At 71.7% G+C, this 18915-nt stretch carries 18 protein-coding genes; 6 read left to right on the top strand and 12 right to left on the bottom strand.

The genetic code is table 11. The annotated features are described in order from the left end of the window. Positions 1 to 128: 128 nt before the first annotated feature. Both ACTWPV_RS04730 and ACTWPV_RS04725 read left to right on the top strand, forming a co-directional pair. Positions 129 to 476 carry an SDR family NAD(P)-dependent oxidoreductase gene (locus tag ACTWPV_RS04730; RefSeq protein WP_443150729.1) on the top strand — a complete coding sequence of 116 codons (348 nt, stop codon included), beginning with the start codon at positions 129 to 131 and terminating at the stop codon, positions 474 to 476. 386 nt (positions 477 to 862) lie between these two features. Beyond that, positions 863 to 1711 carry a glycerophosphodiester phosphodiesterase gene (locus tag ACTWPV_RS04725; RefSeq protein WP_443150728.1) on the top strand — a complete coding sequence of 283 codons (849 nt, stop codon included), beginning with the start codon at positions 863 to 865 and terminating at the stop codon, positions 1709 to 1711. 39 nt (positions 1712 to 1750) lie between these two features. Here the strand turns inward: ACTWPV_RS04725 and ACTWPV_RS04720 are convergent, their stop codons facing one another. Next, a complete protein-coding gene (locus tag ACTWPV_RS04720; protein ID WP_443150727.1) occupies positions 1751 to 2467 on the bottom strand; it encodes a hypothetical protein in 717 nt (238 codons plus the stop codon). 297 nt (positions 2468 to 2764) lie between these two features. Here ACTWPV_RS04720 and ACTWPV_RS04715 point away from each other — a divergent pair, with 297 nt between their 5' ends. Together ACTWPV_RS04715 and ACTWPV_RS04710 are read left to right on the top strand one after the other, a co-directional pair. Beyond that, positions 2765 to 3703: an NAD-dependent epimerase/dehydratase family protein gene (locus tag ACTWPV_RS04715; RefSeq protein ID WP_443150726.1), complete on the top strand. Its 939-nt coding sequence runs from the start codon at positions 2765 to 2767 to the stop codon at positions 3701 to 3703. Between the two features lie 81 nt (positions 3704 to 3784). After that, positions 3785 to 4936: a nucleotide disphospho-sugar-binding domain-containing protein gene (locus tag ACTWPV_RS04710; protein ID WP_443150725.1), complete on the top strand. Its 1152-nt coding sequence runs from the start codon at positions 3785 to 3787 to the stop codon at positions 4934 to 4936. Between the two features lie 91 nt (positions 4937 to 5027). Here the strand turns inward: ACTWPV_RS04710 and ACTWPV_RS04705 are convergent, their stop codons facing one another. Beyond that, the gene (locus tag ACTWPV_RS04705; protein WP_443150724.1) at positions 5028 to 6485 is read right to left on the bottom strand and encodes an MFS transporter; all 1458 of its coding nucleotides are present in this window, start codon (positions 6483 to 6485) and stop codon (positions 5028 to 5030) included. Positions 6486 to 6610: 125 nt separating this feature from the next. Continuing rightward, positions 6611 to 6901, bottom strand: coding sequence for a DUF3040 domain-containing protein (locus ACTWPV_RS04700; RefSeq protein WP_443150723.1), 291 nt, complete (start codon positions 6899 to 6901; stop codon positions 6611 to 6613). Positions 6902 to 7012: 111 nt separating this feature from the next. Between ACTWPV_RS04700 and ACTWPV_RS04695 the strand changes: the two genes are divergently transcribed. Then, a complete protein-coding gene (locus ACTWPV_RS04695; protein ID WP_443150722.1) occupies positions 7013 to 7480 on the top strand; it encodes a MarR family winged helix-turn-helix transcriptional regulator in 468 nt (155 codons plus the stop codon). A 43-nt stretch (positions 7481 to 7523) separates the two neighbouring features. Further along, the gene (locus tag ACTWPV_RS04690; protein ID WP_443150721.1) at positions 7524 to 8210 is read left to right on the top strand and encodes a hemerythrin domain-containing protein; all 687 of its coding nucleotides are present in this window, start codon (positions 7524 to 7526) and stop codon (positions 8208 to 8210) included. A 96-nt stretch (positions 8211 to 8306) separates the two neighbouring features. Here ACTWPV_RS04690 and ACTWPV_RS04685 read toward each other — a convergent pair whose 3' ends face one another. The 9 genes from ACTWPV_RS04685 to ACTWPV_RS04645 form a co-directional block, all read right to left on the bottom strand. Further along, on the bottom strand, positions 8307 to 8867 hold the full coding sequence (locus ACTWPV_RS04685; RefSeq protein WP_443150720.1) for a TetR/AcrR family transcriptional regulator: 561 nt from the start codon (positions 8865 to 8867) through the stop codon (positions 8307 to 8309). A gap of 112 nt (positions 8868 to 8979) precedes the next feature. Further along, a complete protein-coding gene (locus ACTWPV_RS04680) occupies positions 8980 to 10404 on the bottom strand; it encodes a family 16 glycosylhydrolase (protein ID WP_443150719.1) in 1425 nt (474 codons plus the stop codon). A 39-nt stretch (positions 10405 to 10443) separates the two neighbouring features. After that, positions 10444 to 11985, bottom strand: coding sequence for an FAD-dependent oxidoreductase (locus ACTWPV_RS04675; protein ID WP_443150718.1), 1542 nt, complete (start codon positions 11983 to 11985; stop codon positions 10444 to 10446). Between the two features lie 99 nt (positions 11986 to 12084). Then, positions 12085 to 13134 carry a LacI family DNA-binding transcriptional regulator gene (locus ACTWPV_RS04670; protein WP_443150717.1) on the bottom strand — a complete coding sequence of 350 codons (1050 nt, stop codon included), beginning with the start codon at positions 13132 to 13134 and terminating at the stop codon, positions 12085 to 12087. Beyond that, complete coding sequence (locus tag ACTWPV_RS04665) at positions 13131 to 14198, bottom strand: ABC transporter ATP-binding protein (RefSeq protein ID WP_443150716.1); 1068 nt, start codon at positions 14196 to 14198, stop codon at positions 13131 to 13133. The genes ACTWPV_RS04670 and ACTWPV_RS04665 overlap by 4 nt, the downstream gene beginning before the upstream one ends. Further along, positions 14198 to 15223, bottom strand: a complete 1026-nt coding sequence (locus tag ACTWPV_RS04660) for an ABC transporter ATP-binding protein (RefSeq protein ID WP_443150715.1) — start codon at positions 15221 to 15223, stop codon at positions 14198 to 14200. The genes ACTWPV_RS04665 and ACTWPV_RS04660 overlap by 1 nt, the downstream gene beginning before the upstream one ends. Beyond that, on the bottom strand, positions 15220 to 16080 hold the full coding sequence (locus ACTWPV_RS04655; protein WP_443150714.1) for an ABC transporter permease: 861 nt from the start codon (positions 16078 to 16080) through the stop codon (positions 15220 to 15222). Before ACTWPV_RS04655 ends, ACTWPV_RS04660 begins: the two co-directional genes overlap by 4 nt. After that, the gene (locus ACTWPV_RS04650; RefSeq protein ID WP_443150713.1) at positions 16077 to 17078 is read right to left on the bottom strand and encodes an ABC transporter permease; all 1002 of its coding nucleotides are present in this window, start codon (positions 17076 to 17078) and stop codon (positions 16077 to 16079) included. Before ACTWPV_RS04650 ends, ACTWPV_RS04655 begins: the two co-directional genes overlap by 4 nt. Next, a complete protein-coding gene (locus ACTWPV_RS04645) occupies positions 17075 to 18715 on the bottom strand; it encodes an ABC transporter substrate-binding protein (protein ID WP_443150712.1) in 1641 nt (546 codons plus the stop codon). Before ACTWPV_RS04645 ends, ACTWPV_RS04650 begins: the two co-directional genes overlap by 4 nt. Between the last annotated feature and the right edge of the window lie 200 nt (positions 18716 to 18915).

The raw sequence follows: 18915 nt of genomic DNA, 5'->3' as shown, positions 1-18915 counted from the left end.
GACAGGAGGGATCGGCGGACCGCTGGTCGGCGCGCTGACGGAGGCGGGGCATCGGGTGACCGCCGTGGGACGCGGCGTCGGACGGCTCGACGTCCCCGGCCTCGGCGGCCGAGCTGGTACGCCTGACGTTGCCCGCCCTACGGCGGTCGAGAGGTCATGTGATCTTCGTCAACGCCTCGCCTGGGATGACCGGGGTCCCCCGCTGGTCGGGGTTCGTCGGCAGCAAGGCGGCGCTGCGGGAGCTGGCCGATTCCCTGCGTGAGGAGGAGGCCGCCCATGGGGTGCGCGTCACCACGGTCTATCCCGCGGCGACGGCGACCGACCTGCTGGGGGAAGTCAGGCGGGCCTTCGGGCGCGCGTACGATCCGGCGTCGTGCATCCGGCCGCAGACGCTGGCGGCGATGATCGTCTGGGTGCTGGGCGCGCCGGCGGACGCCTATCCCAGCGAGCTGTCCGTGCTGCCGTCGCCGCGCTGAGCAGGGCCGGTCCCGTGAACGGGCCGCAAGGCAGCGAAACACCCGACCGGGATGGTGCTCGGCCGGATGCTTCTGAGGTCGATGGTCAGCTCACCGGCGGCGCCGACGCCGCCGGCGCGCACTCGCGCCGGAGCTGTCCGGATATAGATCCGGATTGGGCACTGGCTGGCGTGCAATGCCGAAGTAGCGCAGAAGAGACATGGTGCCCTCCGTCGTGCTCGTGCCGTTCGCGGGACGGTGATGTGCCCGCTGCCAGCGACAACACCCCGCGCTTCCCGAGTCTGCCCATTCGGACAGCTTCTGACCTGGTTTTTACCCCTGAGCTGGGCACGAACACCGCCACTCCTCCACCCTTGATCGGCTGAGGCTCCGCGCATACTCTGCCCGTGCGGATCACCCAGCCCGGCCCCCCACGGACGGAGTCGCATGTGATGCTGATCAGGACGCAGGCTGCGTTCGTGACCTCGCTGGCCGCGATCGCCGTCGCGGTCACGCCGCCCGCGGCGCACTCCCAGGCGACGACGACCCGCGCGGCCTCCTGCCCGCTCGTCTTCGGGCACGGCGGCTATCCTTCAGGGCCCAACCCCTGGGAACGCGACCAGATCCGCCAGCCCAACAACGTCCGCGGCGTGAACGACCAGAAGGCCAGGGGCGCCGACGGGGTGGAAGGCGACCTCCAGCTCACGCGGCACGGCACCAAGGCCGTCATGTGGCACAACACCTCCACCAACGGGCTGACGGGCACGAGGAAGAACATCACCGACCTCTGGTGGGCGGCCGGAAGCGACAACCTGCGCGACCGCCGCATCGCACGCGGCCCGTACGCGGGAGAGCAGGTCTACACGCTGCGGCAGTGGCTCGACCACGTGCGCTCAACCGGCCTGATCGCCCTGCTGGAGGTCAAGACCGAGGCCAGAGCCGTCCTGTCCGACCCCGCCTACGCCACGACCGCCTGGAAGGAGATCTCCGACCCGATCAAAGAACGCCAGGCCTCCCAACGCATCCTGGTCTACTCGCTGGACTCCTGGATCCAGGGCGAGCTCGCCAAGCGCCACCCCGGCCTCCTCAAGGGCTCCGAGGCCCGCTGGACCGACAGCGTGAGCTGGACGGAGCCGCCACCCTCCTGGAACGGCAACGTGAGCCGCTGGCAGGAGGTGCTGGCGCAGGCGCCGAAGAGTGTGATGACGAACTTCACCAGGGAATATCGCGCCTGGCTCACCGGCGCCTGCGGGTAGGCCGGCCGCCGCGCGTCCAGTGGCCGCGCCCCGGATCTCTCAGTCGTAGAGACGCCAGGGCATTCCGTTCGTGGCATGCACCAGCTCGAGCGTCCCCTGCGCGGAGCATTTCGGTGGACCCTCCTCGAACAGCTCCACCCCGCTCACGATTTTGTCGAAATGGTCGTGCTGGGTGGAGCCCCACAGGTAGAGCCTCTTCTTCCGCGTGTCCAGATAGAGCAACGCCGCCCTGTCCCGATCGGCTCGGATATCCTGGACATGCACCAGGGCCGGGTTTTCGGCCGTGAGCTCGTCAGCGAAGTCGGGGTCCGATTTCATGCCATGGACAAGCGCCAGAGAGAGCGCGCCGCCGTCCGCGAAGTGCTTTTTCGCCAGGTCGAGTGCGCCCTGGGTGGCCTCGATCAGATAGTTCTTCTTTCTCGCCTGCCGCTCGTCCTCACCGTCCGCGGCCCTCCGTCCGACCCTGTGCCCGAGCTGGGAGACGTGAGAGACCAGGGCTCCGCCGCCCTCCTTCGAGGTGATGATCACACCGGTGCATCCCGCGAATCCTGTGGTGTAGATATCGATGGCGCCCGTCCGGGAGACGCCGACTCCGCCCTGACTGACGGTGAAAACCTTCACGTCGTCACGCTGAAAATCATTGTTTTCAATCGGATATCGGATCTCCATGATCGCATGGTAGGGCGGCGCCCCGAACACGGTCAACCCCTGCAATCGCGCCTGAACAATGATGCACGTTATCTTGACATGTGCCATGACGAGCTCACCATCCGTGCGGCGGCGATAGAATTCACCGCGCCGCACCGGCCCGAAATGGCGTGGAAATGTTGAAATGAACGACCGATTTCGGAGTGTGGTCAGACCTGGGCCTGCCAATCCTGGCGGCGTTCCGCACATCGGCATTTCACGCATGCACGCGTCGGAGGCCCTGAGCGCCCGCGTCCGGCTCGAGTATCGCTGGAGCGGGCCGGCGGGCCCGGTCCAGCGACGCTCGACGGGCCGTCGTCCGGCCGGCGCGAGCGTCGGGCCATGGGTACTTTCAACGAAGGTTCTGTGACCGGACGCGTGGCGGTGCTGGGCGCGAGCGGCTGCGTGGGGCGGCAGGTGTGCGCCGCCTTCGCCCGCCAGGGGCGGCCGCCGGTGGCGGTGGCCCGCCGCCGCGCCGCCCATCTGGACGCCTACCGGTTCCTGCCGCTGGACGTCGCCGCGCTCTCCGGCGGGGAGCTGGCCAAGGTGCTGGCCGACGAGGGCGTGGAGGCGGTCGTCAACGCCACAGGCGGCTGGGTCGCGGGCGACGAGGAGATGCACCGCACCTACGTCCGGCTCGTCGACCAGCTCATCGAGGCCATGACGATGCTGCCGGGCCCGGCCCGTCTGGTGCACGTGGGCAGCGTGCACGAGTACGGCCCGACGCCGCACGGGCTGACCATCACGGAGCAGCTGCGCCCCGCGCCGCAGAGCGTCTACGCGCGCACGAAGCTGGCCGGCTCCCGCCGCATCCTCGACGCGGTCCGCGCCGGGGAGCTCGACGCCGTCGTGCTGCGGGTGGCCAACGTCTACGGCCCGCACCCGGCCGAGGCCAGCTTCCTCGGCGGCCTCCTCGGCAAGCTGCGCGACGGCGCGGAGCTCGACCTGACGATCGTGGACGCATGGCGCGACTTCGTCGATGTCAGGGACGTCGCCGACCTCGTGGTGGAGGTGACGGCCGACCGCGCCGCCGACCCGCTCGTCAACGTCGGCAGCGGCCAGGCGATCAACATCCGCACCATCGTCGAGGACCTCCTGTCCGCGGCGGGGCGGTCACCGGAGTCGGTACGCGAGCGGGCGGGCGCCGTCCAGGCCAGGGGCGGCGACTGGACCCAGGTGGACATCACGCATGCGACACGCCTGCTCGGCTGGCGGCCACGCCGCCCCCACCTGGAGTCCGTACGGGCCATGTGGGAGGCCGCGGGCGCGCCCGCCGGCGTGCTGTCGTCGCACTCGACCGCCTGATCACCGGGGCCCACGGGCTCTCCACGGGTGCTCGATCGGTTCTCCACCTCATCTCCACCGGCCCTGCGCACGGTCGCTCCCATGCGCATACTCTTCACCACCATCGCAGCCGCGGCCCACTTCCACCCGACCGTCCCCCTCGCCTGGGCGCTCCGCGCCGCGGGACACGAGGTACGGGTGGCCTGCGAGCCCGGTTTCACCGCCACCGTGACCCGGTCGGGGCTGCCGGCGATCGCCGTGGGACAGGACGTCGACCTGCGTACCTTCTGGCAGGGCCACGACCTCGGCCCGCGGGAGGACATGACCGCCGAGGAGCACCAGCGGCTGCGCCTGACCCGCGCCATCGGGATGTTCTCCGGCATCGCGGCCGCGGCCGCCGACGACCTCATCGCCTTCGCCGGGAGCTGGCGTCCGGACCTGGTCGTCTTCGAGGCACGCGCCTACGCGGGACTCATCGCCGCCCGCCGCCTGGGCGTGCCCGCTGTACGGCACCTGTGGGGTCTGGACACCACCTACGGGCGCCGCGACTTCGAGGCGCCGGTCCTGGAAGAGCTGTGGTCGCGGTACGGCCTGGAGGGCGTGGACCCGCTCGGCGACCTCACGGTGGCCCCGTGCCCGCCCAGCCTGGCGGAGCCCGCCGAGCTGCCCAGGAGGCACATCCGGTATGTGCCCTACAACGGGCCGGGCGTCATGCCGTCGTGGCTGCTCCGGCCCGTCGAGCGTCCCCGGGTGTGCGTCACGTGGGGGCACATGTTCGCCCAGCGCACCGGCACCCTGCACGGCCTGGAGCTGGCCGTCGCGGCCCTGCGGCAGCTGCCCGTCGAGGTGGTGGCCGCGATCACGCCCGGCCAGCGGGCCCTGCTGGGCGAGGTCCCGCCCGAGGTGCGGATCGTCGAGTCGATGCCGCTGAACCTGCTGCTGCCCACCTGTGACGCCGTGGTCAACGGAGGGGGCGCGGGCACGATGATGACGGCGCTGGCGTCGTCCGTACCGATGATCATGGTTCCGTCGCACGCCGACGAATACCACTACGCCGAACGGCTGGGCGGCGCGGGCGCCGCGGTGGGCGTGGACTACCGCCGGGCCGACGCGGCCGCCATCGAGCGCGCCGCCGCCACCGTGCTCGGCGATTCCGCGTACGGCACGGCCGCCACCCGGCTGCGCGACGAGAACGCCCTGCTGCCCACGCCCGGCGACCTCGTCGCCGACCTGGAGAAGCTGGCCGTCGCCTGAAGGACCCGGCGGTGTTCCGCCACCCGCGGGTCCATGACCGTCCCGCCGGCGGCGACCTGACGTGCGCCGGCCGACGCCGGCCGCACAGCAGTCATGACGGCGCCTGTACGCCGGGCGTGCGCCTCACCAGGCGCTCGGGACCGGCGCCCGGGCGGGCGGGCCGGCGCCGGGGCAGGAAGGCGGAGATGGTCATCCCGGCCACCCCGGCGGCCACCGAGATGATCAGCGCGTAGTGCAGGCCGTCCCGGGAGGGCAGCGCGGCGGCGCCCAGCCGCACGGTGTGCGCGGCCAGCACGGTGCTGATCACCGCGCTGGCCGTGGCGGTGCCGATGGAGCGCATCAGCGAGTTGAAACCGTTGGCCGCGGCCGTCTCCGAGACGGGGACCGAGCTCATGATCGAGGCGGGCATCGCGGCGTAGCCGAGGCCGGCCCCGGCCGAGACGATGGTGGCGGCCAGCACGACCTGCCAGACCTCCGTCATCGCCGCCAGCGCGCCGGCGTAGCCCGCGACGGCGAGCAGGGCGCCGAGCACGAGGGTCACCTTGGGACCGTAGGCGCCGGTGATGCGGGCCGAGACGGGCGAGAGCACGATCATCATGCCGCCGCCGACCGCCATGCACAGCCCGGCCTCGAACAGGGACAGCCCGAGCCCGTAGCCGGAGGCGGGCGGGGACTGCAACACCTGGGGGAAGACCAGCTGGGTGCCGAACATGGCGAATCCGAAGGCGATGGACGCCAGGTTGGTGAGCAGCACCTGCCGCCGGGTGGTCGTCCGCAGGTCGACCAGGGGGTTCGCGACCCGCAGCTCCACGAACGCCCAGACGGCGAAGATGACGGCCGCCGCGGCGAACAGCCCCAGGGTCAGCGGGCTGGTCCAGCCCCAGCCGCCGCCCTTGCTGATGGGCAGCAGGAAGCACACCAGGCCGGCCGTCAGGCCCGCCGCGCCGGGGAAGTCGAAGCGTCCGCCCGCGCGCAGCGACGAGTCGGGGACGACCGTGAGGGTCAGGACCAGGCCCGTCGCGCCCATCGCCGCGGCCACCAGGAAGAGCATGTGCCAGTCGGCGTACTGCGCGACGACCGCGCCCAGCGGGAGCCCGATCGCGCCGCCCGCGCCCAGCGTCGCGCTCATCAGGGCCATGGCCGAGCCCAGCCGCCCCGCCGGCAGCAGGTCGCGCATGATGCTGATGCCGAGCGGGATCACGCCGACCGCGCAGCCCTGGAGCGTACGGCCGAGCACCACGAGGGGCAGCGCGCTGGTGAAGACACAGATCGCCGAGCCGATGACCATCAGGGCGAGGCTGATCACCATCATGCGGCGCTTGCCGTACATGTCGCCGAGCCGCCCGCTCACCGGTGTGAACACCGCCGAGGACAGCAACGTGGAGGTGATGGCCCAGGACGCGTCCTCCGCCGAGGCCGACAGCAGCCGCGGCAGGTCGGGGATGATGGGCACCATCAGGGTGAACATCATCGACACGACCATGCCGCTGAAGGCCAGGGCGGCGGTGACGAGCGCGCTCGATCTGCTGGGGGTGGGAGGAGGCGCCACCGGGCTCCGTCCGGTCGGGGACGAGACAGCGCAAGGCTGTCAGAGACCCCGAAAGGGATACCCATCCCCCGCCTACGGCAGACCTCCGCCCGGCCACCCGCGCGCCCGGCCAGGAGGCCGCCCGGTCACGGCCGTTCGCCGTCGTTCTCGTCGCGTTGCGCGCGTGCGTACCAGACCCACACGGCCAGCGCGGCGAACAGCAGGGCGAGGAACGGCGATCCGGCCAGCAGCAGGATCACCCCGAATCCCGAGCTGACGACGAGCATGGTGGTATAGGCCCGTCTCGACAGGTCGGTGGCCGCGGCCCGGCGCAGTCGTCGCGTGCCGGTGCCGAAGGACTTCGCGAAGTCGGGGTCGTCGACCCGCAACCGGCGCTGGATATTGCGCAACGTTTCACGTTCGTGGTCGTCGAGCACGACACACCTCCGGGGGCCAGGTGCGATCCATCACCCTTCTGGACGATTTCTATCGTAACACGATATAAACTGGAGTCCACGGGTACGTCGGCGGAGGAGGACGGCAGGGCGATGGACGACCAGGCAGCGGAGCGCACGCCCCTGACCAAGGACGACTTCGAGGCGCTGGCCCGCTTCCGCTTCGGCATCCGCAGCTACCTGCGCTTCAGCGAGGAGGCGGTGCGCGCCGCCGGCCTCACGCCGCAGCAGTACCAGCTGCTCCTGGCCCTCAAGGGGTTCCCGGGGCGCGACTGGGCCACCGTGCGGGAGCTCGCCGACCGGCTGCTGCTGCGCCACCACAGCGTGGTCGAGCTGGTCAGCCGCGCCCAGGGTCAGGGGCTCGTACGCCGGGACGCCCATCCCAGCGACGGCCGGGCGGTGCGGGTGACGCTGACCCGCGAGGGGGAACGGGTCCTGGGGCGCCTGAGCGCGCTGCACCGCGACGAGCTGCGGCGCATGGACACCGCCCTCCTGCCCCCGACCTGGCACGAAGCTTCTCCCGACGCCCGGGGAGACGGCCCCGGCACGCCGCCTTCGTAGGAGTTCCACGGCACCGGCCACCCACACGGTTGAGGAAGGGATCATGGACACTGCGACCACGCCGACCACGCTGACCTCGGAGCACGCTCTCCTCCTGGCCCACGTCACCGACCGCGCCCGTCGCGTCCTGCGGATCGCCTCGGAGAACCGGTGGCCCCGCGGGGAGCTGGCGGCGCTGGCCCGCTATCTGCGCGCCGAGCTCATCAGGCAGGTCACCGACGAGGAACGGCTGCTCTTCCCCGCCAGCGAGGCCACCCCCGAGCTGTCGCGCCTGGCCCGCGACCACGCCCGGCTGCGCGCCTGCGTGGACACCATCTCCGTCGCGGCCCGCGGCGACGGCACCCGCTCCCCCGCGCAGCTGGCCACCATCGTCCGTGACCTGCTCACCCAGCTCGAACGCCACTTCGCCGTGGAGCAGGCGACCCTGGCCGCGCCGGGCAGGCCGACGATCTCGACCGCCTCCCTCGGCGCCTGCCCGCACCGGTGGTTCGCGCTCACCGAAGGCCCCGTCATCGAGCTGGACGCGCTGCCCGCGGACCGGCTGCTCGACGCCGTCGGAGACCGGCTGCGCAGGCTGGCTCCGGGCGAACGGCTCGACCTGTACGCGCGCACTGACCCCGCCGGGCTCTGCGCCGCCCTGGCGGCCGGCGACCCGAACGTCGGCTTCGCCTACCTGGCCTGCGGGCCGGTCCGGTGGCGGGTGCGCGTCACGCGCCGGCCCGGCAGATGATCCGGACGGCCGCGCAGCGCCCGCGTGCGCTCCGGCCGTGCACGCCCGCCGGCCATCCCGCCCCTCGTCCCCGGGCCGCCGCGGCCGGGAACGGTCTCACTTCTGCGGGCTGATCCCCCGCACGGCCAGCTCGAGCAGCCGGTCCGCCGCGGCGGGGGGATCCGGCCGGCGCTCCGTGGCCAGGACGATGCCGGTGATCAGCGCGAGCAGGTCGGCGACGGTCACGCCGGGATCGACCCCGCCGGCGCGTACCGCGCGTCGCAGCAGCGGCTCCCCCGCCTCGGTGAGTGTCACCGCGCAGGCGCTCACCTGCCCGGATCCGAGCAGCCCGTCCTCCACCAGCGCGGCGGCCATCCCCTGCGCGCCGGCGGCGTACGCGGTGACCGCGCCCAGCCACTCCAGCAGCGCGGCCCGCGCGTCCGTCGCTCCGGCCAGCTCGTGGGCGCGGGCGCTCAGGGCGTCGATGCGCTCGCGGAAGACCGCCTCCAGCAGCGCGCGCCGGCTGGGGAAGTGCCGCCGCACGGTGGCCGAGCCGACACCCGCCGTACGGGCGATCTGCTCCAGGGAGGCGTCGGCGCCGCGCGCGGCGACCTCCGCCTCCGCCACGGCGAGGATGCGCGCGTAGTTGCGCCGGGCGTCCGCACGCCGGCCGGGCATGGGCGTCACCTCCGGGAACGTCAAGTGGCGGGCCCTCCGCACCGTAGCGGAAACAAGCGGCGCGCGGGACGCGGGTACCGCGAGCCGTCAGGGACGGCCCGCGGTACCCCTGTCAGGCGCAGGCGATGGAGCCGGTGAACGGGCAGGGGTCGCCGGGGGCGGTGTAGGCGACCCGGTCCACCTGGAACGTGAGCGTCCTGCCCGGGTCCTCGAACGGCCCCATGTGCTCGGTCAGCGTGTCGCTCCCCCACACGTTGAGGAACAGGTTGGCGTCGAGCTCGGGCAGCCGGGCCGCGTCCGTGATGGAATGCACCTTCGTGCCGTTGACGTAGTAGTCGATCTTGCTGTCCGACCACACCATGCCCACGTCCACGAACCCTTCGGGGATCGGCGCCAGCGTCTCGCCCAGCGGCATCTTGTCGTCCCAGGCCATGAGCTTGACCTTGCCGGGGTCTCGGCCCATGACCTTGATGTCGATGGCCTCGCCGGTGACGTAGGTGAACATCGCCGACATCAGACCGGACCCGGCGACCCCTTTCAGCCTGGCCTCGTAGGTGCCGTGACCCAGCCGCCGGCGGGTCTGGACCTCGGCGCAGGCGTACTGCCGGTCGCCGGTCGCCTTCTTGGTGAACGACAGGTTGAGCATGCCTCCGGAGGCGGAGACCTGGTCGCGGGCCCAGGTGCAGTTCTGCTGGGCGCCGTTGTTCCAGCCGTCGGAGACGTACCAGCGCGAAGTGTCGAGGGTGTCGAAGTCGTCGACGAACGACGTGGTGACCGCGCAGGCGACCGAGCCGGTGAACTGGCACGGGTCACCGAGCCTGGTGTAGGCGATGTGGTCGTAGGACGCCTCGACGGGGTGGCCGGGGTAGGCGAAGGGGCCCATCCAGCCGGTCAGCGTGTCGCTGCCCCAGATCTGGGCGAACAGGATCTGCTCGTGGGTGGGCACCTGGCCACCGGTCAGGGTCTTGACCAGCGTGCCGTTGACGAAGAAGCGCAGCCGGCCGGGCTCCCACACGTACGCGAAGTCGACGTATGCGGAGGCCGAGTCGGCGGGCAGCGCGACGGGGAATCCGCCGGAGGAGGTGCCGTTGACCCACGAGTTCACCTCGACCTTGGTGGTGTCCTTGCCGAGCACCTCGAAGTCGATCTCGTCCCACGGCTGGTCGTGCACCGGGCCGATGTAGGAGAAGAAGGCGGAGTTCAGTCCGCTGCCCTTGCCCGCCTTCATCCGGGTCTCGAACGTGCCGTAGCCGAGCCGGGCCCGCGACTGCACCTCGGCGCAGGAGTAGTCGCGCTCCCCGTACGCGTTGTCGTCGAAGGTGATGGTGAGCGCTCCGCCCTCCACCCGTACGTTGTTCCTGTTGAACTGGCAGTTCTGGTGGTCGCCGTTGTTCCAGCCGTCGGAGACGTACCAGCGGCTGGTGTCGAGGGCGCCGTCGAAGCGGTCGATGAACGACTCCCCCGCGGCGGCGGTGGCGGGCTGGACGGGGATCAGGGCCAGCAGGCCGAGGACGAGGGCGGTCACTGTGGTGGTCACTGTGGCTGTCACGGTGGCGCTCAAGCGGGACATGGGCTCCTACTCTCGATGGGTACGGATCTCTTCCGGCCAGGCGAGCGTGATGCCGAGCGTGTCGCTCAGCAGGTGCTGGTAGTCCGACAGCTGCGCGGCGTCGGAGCGGACCTTGCGCGGCGGCAGGTCGCGGTCCAGGCAGAAGGCCGCGAGCGCGCCCACGGCCTCGCCGATGGCCCACTCGACGGGATGCAGCCGGTAGCAGCCGTTGGTGATGTGGGTGGTGCCGATGTTCTTGTTGGCGGGCAGCAGATTGTCCACGCGCACGGGGACGAGCGCCCCGAGCGGGATCTGGAAGGGGTACGCCTCGATGTCGACGTAGGTGCGCCCCGCGGTGCTGGGGTGCAGGTCGATGCGGTAGCGGCCGAGGCCCACGCTGTCGTGGAAGACCTCGCTGCCCGCGCCGTCCGGCCTGGCCTGCACGCCGACGTGCTGCTCCAGGACGGTGAACTCGGCGACGATGCGGCGCGACTCGCGGATGTAGGGGGTCTTGGCCAGCCCGTCGCGGGTGCCGGTCACGTCGGGCCGCAGCCGCAGGCCGGGGTAGCCGCCCTCGGTCTGCATCCAGTACAGGAACGACAACGACAGCTCCCGGCTGCCGGCCAGGGCGACGGCGGGGTCGGCGCCGAGCAGCGGGCTCTCCCAGTAGTCGATCTGCGGCCAGTTCACCATGGTCAGGTCGGGCAGCCCGGTGAACTGCTCGCCGGCCAGGATGCGCCGGAACTGCCACAGGTCGAAGTGTCCGGTCCCGTCGCCGAACAGCCGCCACTCGCGCCGCTCCAGCGTGATGGGCACCACGTCCGTCCAGGACAGCTGTGGCCCCGGCCAGAACGGCGCGGCGGTGTCGCGCCAGTGCTCGTAGCCTTCGGGCCGGTCGATGACGTGCTCCTCCCCCGGCCGGTGCTCCAGCGCGAAGCACCACGAGATGGCCTGCTGGTCGAGGGGGTCGGCGGTGTCGGGGGCGTGCGGCTCGCCGGTCGTGTCGCGCCCTTCCGCCCCGACGACGTGCTCGACGTCCGCGAGGTGCAGCAGGTCGCCCAGCTCGGTGGCGTCGACCACGTACGGCGCCGCCACGGTCAGCTCCCCGCCCGTCTCCAGGTCGCGCAGCGTGACGGCGTCGATCCGGTCGCCGCTCGTCCACGCGGAGACCGGCTCGTGCCGGAGCAGGACGGTGATCAGACCCGACGCCCGCCAGGGGGCGAGCATCTCGTCGAGGACGGCGACGGCCACGCGCGGCTCGTGGTTCATCCTGCTGACGATGCCGAGCCCGGGGTCCGTCAGCGGGCCGGCGCCCGGGCGCACCGGATAGTTGCGCCGGTAGTAGTCGCGCACCCGGCGCCGCAGGTCGGCGTAGCCCGGCGGGGCGAACTCCCGCTCGATCCAGGGGTGCTCGTCCGGCGGCACGGCCTGCGCGGTCAGCTGGCCGCCCAGCCAGTCGGTGTGCTCGGTGACGATCACTTTCCGGCCGAGTTCCGCGGCGGTGAGCGCGGCCGCGACGCCTCCCAGGCCGCCGCCGACGATGAGCACGTCAGTTCGGAGTTCCGTCATTCCCCGTGGGCTCCTTCGTGTTGTGTAGAGGGCCGCGTCGATGAGGACAGGGGCCATCGCCGGGTCGCGGCGCGGCCCGGGTGAGGTGGTCGCCAGGGTCTAGAGCCGCTCGTCGCGGGCGGCGGCGATGGTCGTGCCGGGGACGATCGGGCAGGGGACGAGCAGGCTCTCGGGTGGCTGGTCGGGGTGGTCGAGCATGGCGATGACCCGGTCGACGGCGATGCGGCCGATGGCGACGCGCGGGATCTCCAAGGAGTCCCACCGGGCGGAGGCGCCCTCCCAGGTGGCTTCGAGCACGGCGACGGAGACGTCCTCGGGCACGCGTACACCGCGCTCCCTGAGCCCGCCCAGCAGTTGCTCGGCCAGCCGGACGCTCTCGGCGACCACGGCCGTCTCGCCGCCGCGGACCAGCTCGTCGATCCAGTCACCGGTCAGTCCGCTCTCGCCGCGGAAGCCGGGCGACCTGTCGGTCAGGCCGAGCCGCTCCACCGCCTCGCGGTAGCCGTCGCGCCGGTCGGCGTACGGCTCCATCTCCATGGGCTCGCGCAGGTACGCGAAGCGGCGGTGGCCGTGCCCGGCCAGCTTGTCGACGATGCCGATGGCGGCGCCACGGTAGTCGGGGATCACGCACGGGATCTCCGCGCCGGGCACCTCCCTGCGGCCGATGTGCACGAACGGGTAGCCGTCGGCCCACAGCCTGGCCAGCTCCGCCCGGTCGGTGGAGACGCCCAGCAACACGCTGCCGTCGGCCAGGTTGAGCCGGTTGGTGCCGTCGCGGTAGACCCTGCGCCGCCCGTCGCCCGCCCCCGTCGAGGTGAACAGCACCAGGTCGAAGCCGGTCTGCTCGGCCCGCTCCTCGATGCCGAGCAGGAACTCGAAGTAGAAGTCGTCGCGGGCGTGCGGGAAGACCGCCTCGAAGGTGTGCACGCCGATCAGGCTGTTGCGCTTGTTGCGCAGGTTGCGCGCGGACGCGTTGGGGACGTACCCGAGCTCCTTGATCGCCGCGAGCACCCGCTGGCGGGTCTCCTCGGGGATGCGCGCGGAGTCCACGTCCCCGCTGATCACGCGGGACACGGCCGACTGGGACACCCCGGCCAGCCGGGCCACGTCGGACTGGCGCGGGGCCTGCCCGCGGCGCTTGGGCGTCATGGCCCTTCCTCCTCTCCCGAGCCGCCGGCACCGGCGGCTCGCAGGGCCAGAGCGGCCGCGTGGGTGGTGGCATCGAGCTCGCCGGCCCGGCCCTTCTGGTGCAGCCAGCAGTGCGCCCAGTGCCCGCCGCCCAGGTCGGTGCGCGGGGGCGCGCTCTGCTCGCACTCGGGCATCGCGAACGGGCAGCGCGGGTGGAAGCGGCACCCGGCGGGCGGGTTCACCAGGCTCGGCGGCTCCCCCAGCTCGTCGGCGCCGTCGAACAGCGCGGCGCGGTCGTCCTCGCCGCGCTGTTCGACGGGGCCGGGGTCGGGCGAGGACTCGACGAGCAGCTTGGTGTACGGGTGCCGGGGCCTGGCGATCACGTCTTCCTTGGGCCCGCCCTCGATCATGCGCCCGGCGTACATGACGACGATGTCGTCGCAGAGGTAGCGGGCGCTGGCGATGTCGTGCGTGATGTAGAGCAGCGCCAGCCCGTCCTCGTCGCGCAGCCGGGCGAGCAGGTTGAGCATGTCGAGCCGGATCGACACGTCCAGCATCGAGATGGGCTCGTCGCCGAGCAGCACCTTCGGCCGTACGGCGAGCGCGCGGGCGATGACGACCCGCTGGCGCTGGCCGCCGGACAGCTCGTGGGGGAACTTGTCCACGAAGTCGGCGGCGGGGCTGAGGCTGACCCGTTCGAGCAGTTCCAGCACCTGCCGCTCCAGCTCCCGCCGGTCGCGGGTGCGGTGGTGCAGGCGCAGGGCGCGTTCGAGGTTGTAGCGGACGCGGTGCAGCGGGTTGAGCGACCCGAACGGGTCCTGGAAGATCAGCTGCACGTCGCCGTGGTAGCGGCGGCGGCCGGTGTCCGCGCGGCCGTGCAGCAGCACCTCGCCGCTGGTGGGCGGGTAGAAGCGGGCGAGCACGCGGGCCAGCGTGGTCTTGCCGCTGCCGCTCTCCCCCACCAGGGCCACGATCCGGCCGGGCAGCAGCGCCAGGGTGGCGTCCTCCACGGCCCGCACGACGCCGCGCCTGCCGGCGGGGAAGTGCTTGGCGACCTCACGCGCCTCGAGCACGGGCTCGCTCATCAGTGATCACCTCCAGCAGGGTAGAGCAGGCAGGCGACCTCGTGACCGGCGGCCGGGACGAGCTCGGGCAGGGTCGCGTCGCAGCCGTCGAAGCGCTCGGGGCAGCGGGGGTGGAACGCGCACCCCGGCGGTGGTTTGCGCAGGTCGGGCGGGCTGCCGGGGATGCCGGTCAGCGGCCGCAGCGGGGCGTGCAGCGGCGGGAACGAGTCGCGCAGGCCCTGCGTGTACGGGTGTTTCGGGTCGGTGTGGAGGGCCCGGGCGGTGCCGATCTCGACGATGCGGCCCGCGTACATGATGGCGATCCGGTCGGCCACCTCCAGCAGCAGCGACAGGTCGTGGGTGACGAACACGACGGCGAAGCCCAGCTCGTCGCGCAGGCGCAGCACCTGGGAGAGGATCTGGCGCTGCATGACCACGTCCACGGCGGTGGTCGGCTCGTCCATGACGACCAGGTCGGGCCGGCAGGCCAGGGCGAGCGCGATGGCCGCGCGCTGCCGCATGCCGCCGGAGAGCTGGTGGGGGTAGCCGCGCACCCGGTCGGCCGAGATGCCGACCATGGCCAGCAGCTCGGCGGCCCGCTGCCAGGCCTGCTTCCTGCTCATCCGCCGGTCGTGGGCGCGCAACGCGTCGGCGAACTGGGCGCCGAGCCGCATCACCGGGTTGAGCGCGTCCATGGCGCTCTGCAGGACGATGGACAGGCTCGTCCAGCGCAGGCCCCGCAGGGCGTGGTCGTCCAGCGTGACGAGGTCGACCGGGGGGCCGCCGTCGCGGCCGTGGTAGAGGATGCGGCCGGCGGTGGTCACGGCGGGCGGGCGCTGGAGCCGGGTCAGCGCCGTGATCAGGGTGGACTTGCCCGACCCCGACTCTCCGGCCACGCCCAGGATCTCGCCGCGGCGCAGCGTGAACGACACGTCCACGCACGCCCGCACCTCCCCGCCGTACTCGACGCTGAGCCCGTCCACCCGCAGCACCGCGCGGTGGGCGGCCGGGGTGGCCGGCGCGTGTTCCTGTGTCTGGGAGGTCATGCCGCCTCGCTCCTCGCGATCCGTGGCCGGCGGGTCCTGACGACCCGGAGTTTGGGGTTGGCCACCTCGTCCACGCCGAAGTTGACCAGGGCCGCCGCGGTGCCGATGAGCGCGATGCACAACCCCGGCGGCACGAACCACCACCACAGCCCGCGCAGCACCGCGCTCTGCTGCTGCGCCGCCTGGATCATGGTGCCCCAGCTGATCGCCGCGGAGTCGGAGATCCCCAGGAAGGCCAGCCCGGCCTCGGCCAGCACCGCGCCGATCAGCGCGTGCAGGAACATCGAGGCGATCAGCCCGGTCAGGTGCGGCAGCACCTCGAAGAAGACGAGCCGGCGGTTGCTCTCGCCGAGCAGCCGCATGGCGCGGACGAAGTCGCGTCCCGCCACGCTCATGGCCTGAGCGCGCAGCGTGCGGGCGCCGCCGGCCCAGCCGAACAGCCCGATGATGAGCGCGATCGTCCACAGGCCCGTGCCCCGCAGGTAGCCGGCCACGACGAAGATGAGCGGCAGCACCGGCATGACGAGGAAGAGGTTGGTCAGGAAGTTCAGCACGCCGTCCACGCCGCCGCCGAAGTAGCCGGCGGTCACGCCGACCAGCACCGCCAGCGCCGTGCCGATCGCGGCGGCCAGGAAGCCCACGAACATCGAGCCGCTCGCCCCCGCGATCACCTGGGCCAGCACGTCCTGCCCGAACTGGGTGGTGCCGAGCAGGTGCTCCGCCGACGGCGGCTGGGCGATGGCCTGGATGTCGTTGGCCCGGAGGTCGAGCCCCAGCACGGTCTCGCTGAACCAGCCGCCGAAGATCGCGACCAGCGCGAAGAAGGCGATGATGGCCGAGCCTGCGCGTACCTTCATGCGCGCTCCCTGATACGCGGGTCGAGCAGCGCGTACACCGAGTCGGCCGCCAGGTTGGCGAGGAGCACGGTGAGCGTGATGAGGAAGAAGACGCCCTGCATCACCGGGTAGTCGCGCTGCTGGAGCGAGATGAACAGCAGGTAGCCGATGCCGGGGTAGCTGAAGACGATCTCGGTCAGCAGCGCGCCGCCGACGACGCCGCCGAGCGCGAGGGCGAAGCCGGTGAAGTTCGGCAACATGGCGTTGCGGGCGGCGTACCGGAGCATGACCCTGCGCGGCGACAGGCCCTTGGCCAGGGCGAGCAGCACGTAGTCCTCGCGGACCGTGGTGACGGTCATGTTGCGCATCCCGAGCAGCCAGCCGCCGAACGCCGAGAACACGATCGTGGCGGCGGGCAGGGCGCCGTAGTGCAGGACGCTCAGCAGGAACGGCGCGTTGAACCCGACGGGCAGGTCCGGGTCGTAGCCGCCGGCCAGCGGGAACCAGCCGAGCAGGAACCCGAACGCCCACAACGCCAGCAGCGCCACCCAGAAGTACGGCACCGACGACACGAACGTGGTCAGCGGGCTGACGATCGAGTCGAACCGGCCGCCGGCCCGCCACCCGGCGATCACGCCGAGCCCGGTGCCGGCCAGGAACGCCACCACGGTGGTGCTGCCGACCAGCAGCAGCGTCCACGGCAGACCCTGCCAGACCAGGTCGCTGACCGGGGTCGGGAAGTTCCTGATCGACACGCCGAGGTCGAGCCGGGCGAGCTGGCCCAGATAGTCGAGGTATTGGGAGCCGAGGTTGGCGCTCGGGTCGCCGAACAGGCGCTGGATGGACTCCAGCGTGCGCGGCGGCAGCGACTGGCCGCTGACCCGCTCCAGCTCCTCGATGATCGCCAGCGACGGGTCTCCTGGCATGAGGCGCGGGATGAGGAAGTTCAGGGTGACGGCCGACCACACGGCGGCGGCGTAGAAGCCGAGCCGTCCGGCCAGGAAGCGTCCGCCGGTCACGGGGCGGCACGCTTGAGGTTCATCAGCGTCATCGTGGTGTCGGGGCCCAGGCCGGGGAACGGGACGTGGGTGAACTTCCCGGGGGTGGGCCAGCCCGTCCACCGCCCGGCGTTGATCGCCACGAACCAGTACGAGTTGTAGATCGGGCTGAAGGGCACCTGGTCCACGACGATCGTCTGCATCTCCTGGGCGTACTGCCTGAGCTCGCCGGTGTCGTCGGTGCCCATCAGCTCGGCGAGCACGGCGTCGGTCTTCGCGTCCTTCCAGCGGCCCGGGTTGGTGGCGGCCTTCTTGCCGACGGGCTTGACGGCGCGGCCGGCCAGCATGCTGTAGACGCCGCTCACGCCGGCGCCGCCGGTGGTGGCGATCGTCAGGTCGAACTTGCCGAGCTGCTGGCTCTCGTACAGGTTGGCGCCGGGGGCTCCGGCGGACTTGACCTGCAGGCCGAGCGCCGACTTCCAGCTGTTGATCATGATGTCGGCGTAGGGGGCCCAGCCGAAGTCCTGGTTGAAGGAGAGGGTGGGCGCGTACGCCTCGCCGTCCTTGACCAGTTTGCCGTCGGTGACCGTCCAGCCGCCCTCCGCCAGCTCGCGCCTGGCGCCTTCGGCGTCGACCTGCTGCACCTTGCCGCGGTACTCCGGCTTGATCCAGTCCCGGTAGACGAGGTCGACGAGGCCGGTGGGGCCCGCCTCGGTGCCGGGCCGGTTGAGTGTGGTGACGATGTCGCCGCGCGGGATCGTCATCGCCAGCGCGCGGCGCACGTGCACGTCGTCGAAGGGCGGCTCGGCGGTGTTGTAGAGCATCGAGTACGCCCCGCCGGTGGCGTACAGCTGGTAGAGGTGCCTGCCCGGGTCCTTGGCGACGTACTCCTGCTCGGCGCCGGGCCACGACTGGATGGCCCAGTCGACCTCGCCGCGCAGCAGCTGCGCCTTCACCGCGTCCTGGTTGGTCGGAATGATCTTCAGGTGCGTCATGGGGAACGTGCCGCCCCAGTAGTCGTCGCGGGCGCGCAGCGTGATCTGCTGGGCGGCGAACGACTCCAGGACGAACGGGCCGGTGCCCACGGGGTCGGGGTTCGTCCAGGTCTTGAGGTCCTGCTTCTCCCAGATCTTCTTCGGCACCATCGGCAACGACGGCGAGGCGAACTGGTTGATCTCGCTGAACCCCGACTTGGCGAACGTGACCGCGACCGTGGACTCGTCCACCTTCTCCACGGCCGTGTACGTGGTGCCGCCCAGGTTGAAGTCCGGGTTCTCCAGGGGGAGGTTCAGGGAGAACACGACGTCGTCGACCGTCAGCGGCGCGCCGTCGGAGAACGTCACGCCCTGGCGCACCTTGATCGTGAGCCGGGTGCCCTTCTCGTCGAACTCGAGGCTCTCGGCCAGCCACGGCTTGACGGTGCCGCCGTCGCTGTAGTCGATGCGGGCCAGCGGCTCGTAGATCATCTCCGCGTTCGGGGTCTTCTGCGTCGCGGGCCCGACGACGTTGTAGTTGCGGATGTACGTCGTGCCGGCGTCGGTCTTGCCGAAGACGATGGTGTCCGCGCGGGCGCCGCCGGCCGGCTGGTTCTGGACGCCCGCCGTGCACGCGGTGGCGAGCACCATCACGACGGCGACCAGGAGTCCTCTTGTTCGCATGTGTGTCTCCAGGGGGTGCGCATACGTATGCGCAGGCCGGCCGGACGGGGGAAGGCCGGTTGCTTCTACGTATGAACAGGGACGGTATGGACGTTACGGCCAGGCGTCAAGGGCGTGACCGGAACTTTTCGTCTCCCCTTGACGGGCGAGCGTTCTGTGCTTAGCGTCCCGGATCAACCCATTCTGCAGATGTGCTCATA

The sequence above is a fragment of the Nonomuraea sp. KM88 genome (assembly GCF_052245635.1).
Lineage (GTDB): Bacteria > Actinomycetota > Actinomycetes > Streptosporangiales > Streptosporangiaceae > Nonomuraea.
Note: the sequence above shows the minus strand (reverse complement) of the source record. Positions and strands in the feature narration are given on the sequence as shown.

Excerpts from the sequence above, each read along its gene's own strand:
- ACTWPV_RS04720 (WP_443150727.1), bottom strand. The coding sequence starts at position 2,467 with ATGGCACATGTCAAGATAACGTGCATCATTGTTCAGGCGCGATTGCAG.
- ACTWPV_RS04710 (WP_443150725.1), top strand. The coding sequence starts at position 3,785 with ATGCGCATACTCTTCACCACCATCGCAGCCGCGGCCCACTTCCACCCG.
- ACTWPV_RS04695 (WP_443150722.1), top strand. The coding sequence starts at position 7,013 with ATGGACGACCAGGCAGCGGAGCGCACGCCCCTGACCAAGGACGACTTC.
- ACTWPV_RS04690 (WP_443150721.1), top strand. The coding sequence starts at position 7,524 with ATGGACACTGCGACCACGCCGACCACGCTGACCTCGGAGCACGCTCTC.
- ACTWPV_RS04685 (WP_443150720.1), bottom strand. The coding sequence starts at position 8,867 with ATGCCCGGCCGGCGTGCGGACGCCCGGCGCAACTACGCGCGCATCCTC.
- ACTWPV_RS04675 (WP_443150718.1), bottom strand. The coding sequence starts at position 11,985 with ATGACGGAACTCCGAACTGACGTGCTCATCGTCGGCGGCGGCCTGGGA.
- ACTWPV_RS04670 (WP_443150717.1), bottom strand. The coding sequence starts at position 13,134 with ATGACGCCCAAGCGCCGCGGGCAGGCCCCGCGCCAGTCCGACGTGGCC.
- ACTWPV_RS04665 (WP_443150716.1), bottom strand. The coding sequence starts at position 14,198 with ATGAGCGAGCCCGTGCTCGAGGCGCGTGAGGTCGCCAAGCACTTCCCC.
- ACTWPV_RS04660 (WP_443150715.1), bottom strand. The coding sequence starts at position 15,223 with ATGACCTCCCAGACACAGGAACACGCGCCGGCCACCCCGGCCGCCCAC.
- ACTWPV_RS04655 (WP_443150714.1), bottom strand. The coding sequence starts at position 16,080 with ATGAAGGTACGCGCAGGCTCGGCCATCATCGCCTTCTTCGCGCTGGTC.
- ACTWPV_RS04645 (WP_443150712.1), bottom strand. The coding sequence starts at position 18,715 with ATGCGAACAAGAGGACTCCTGGTCGCCGTCGTGATGGTGCTCGCCACC.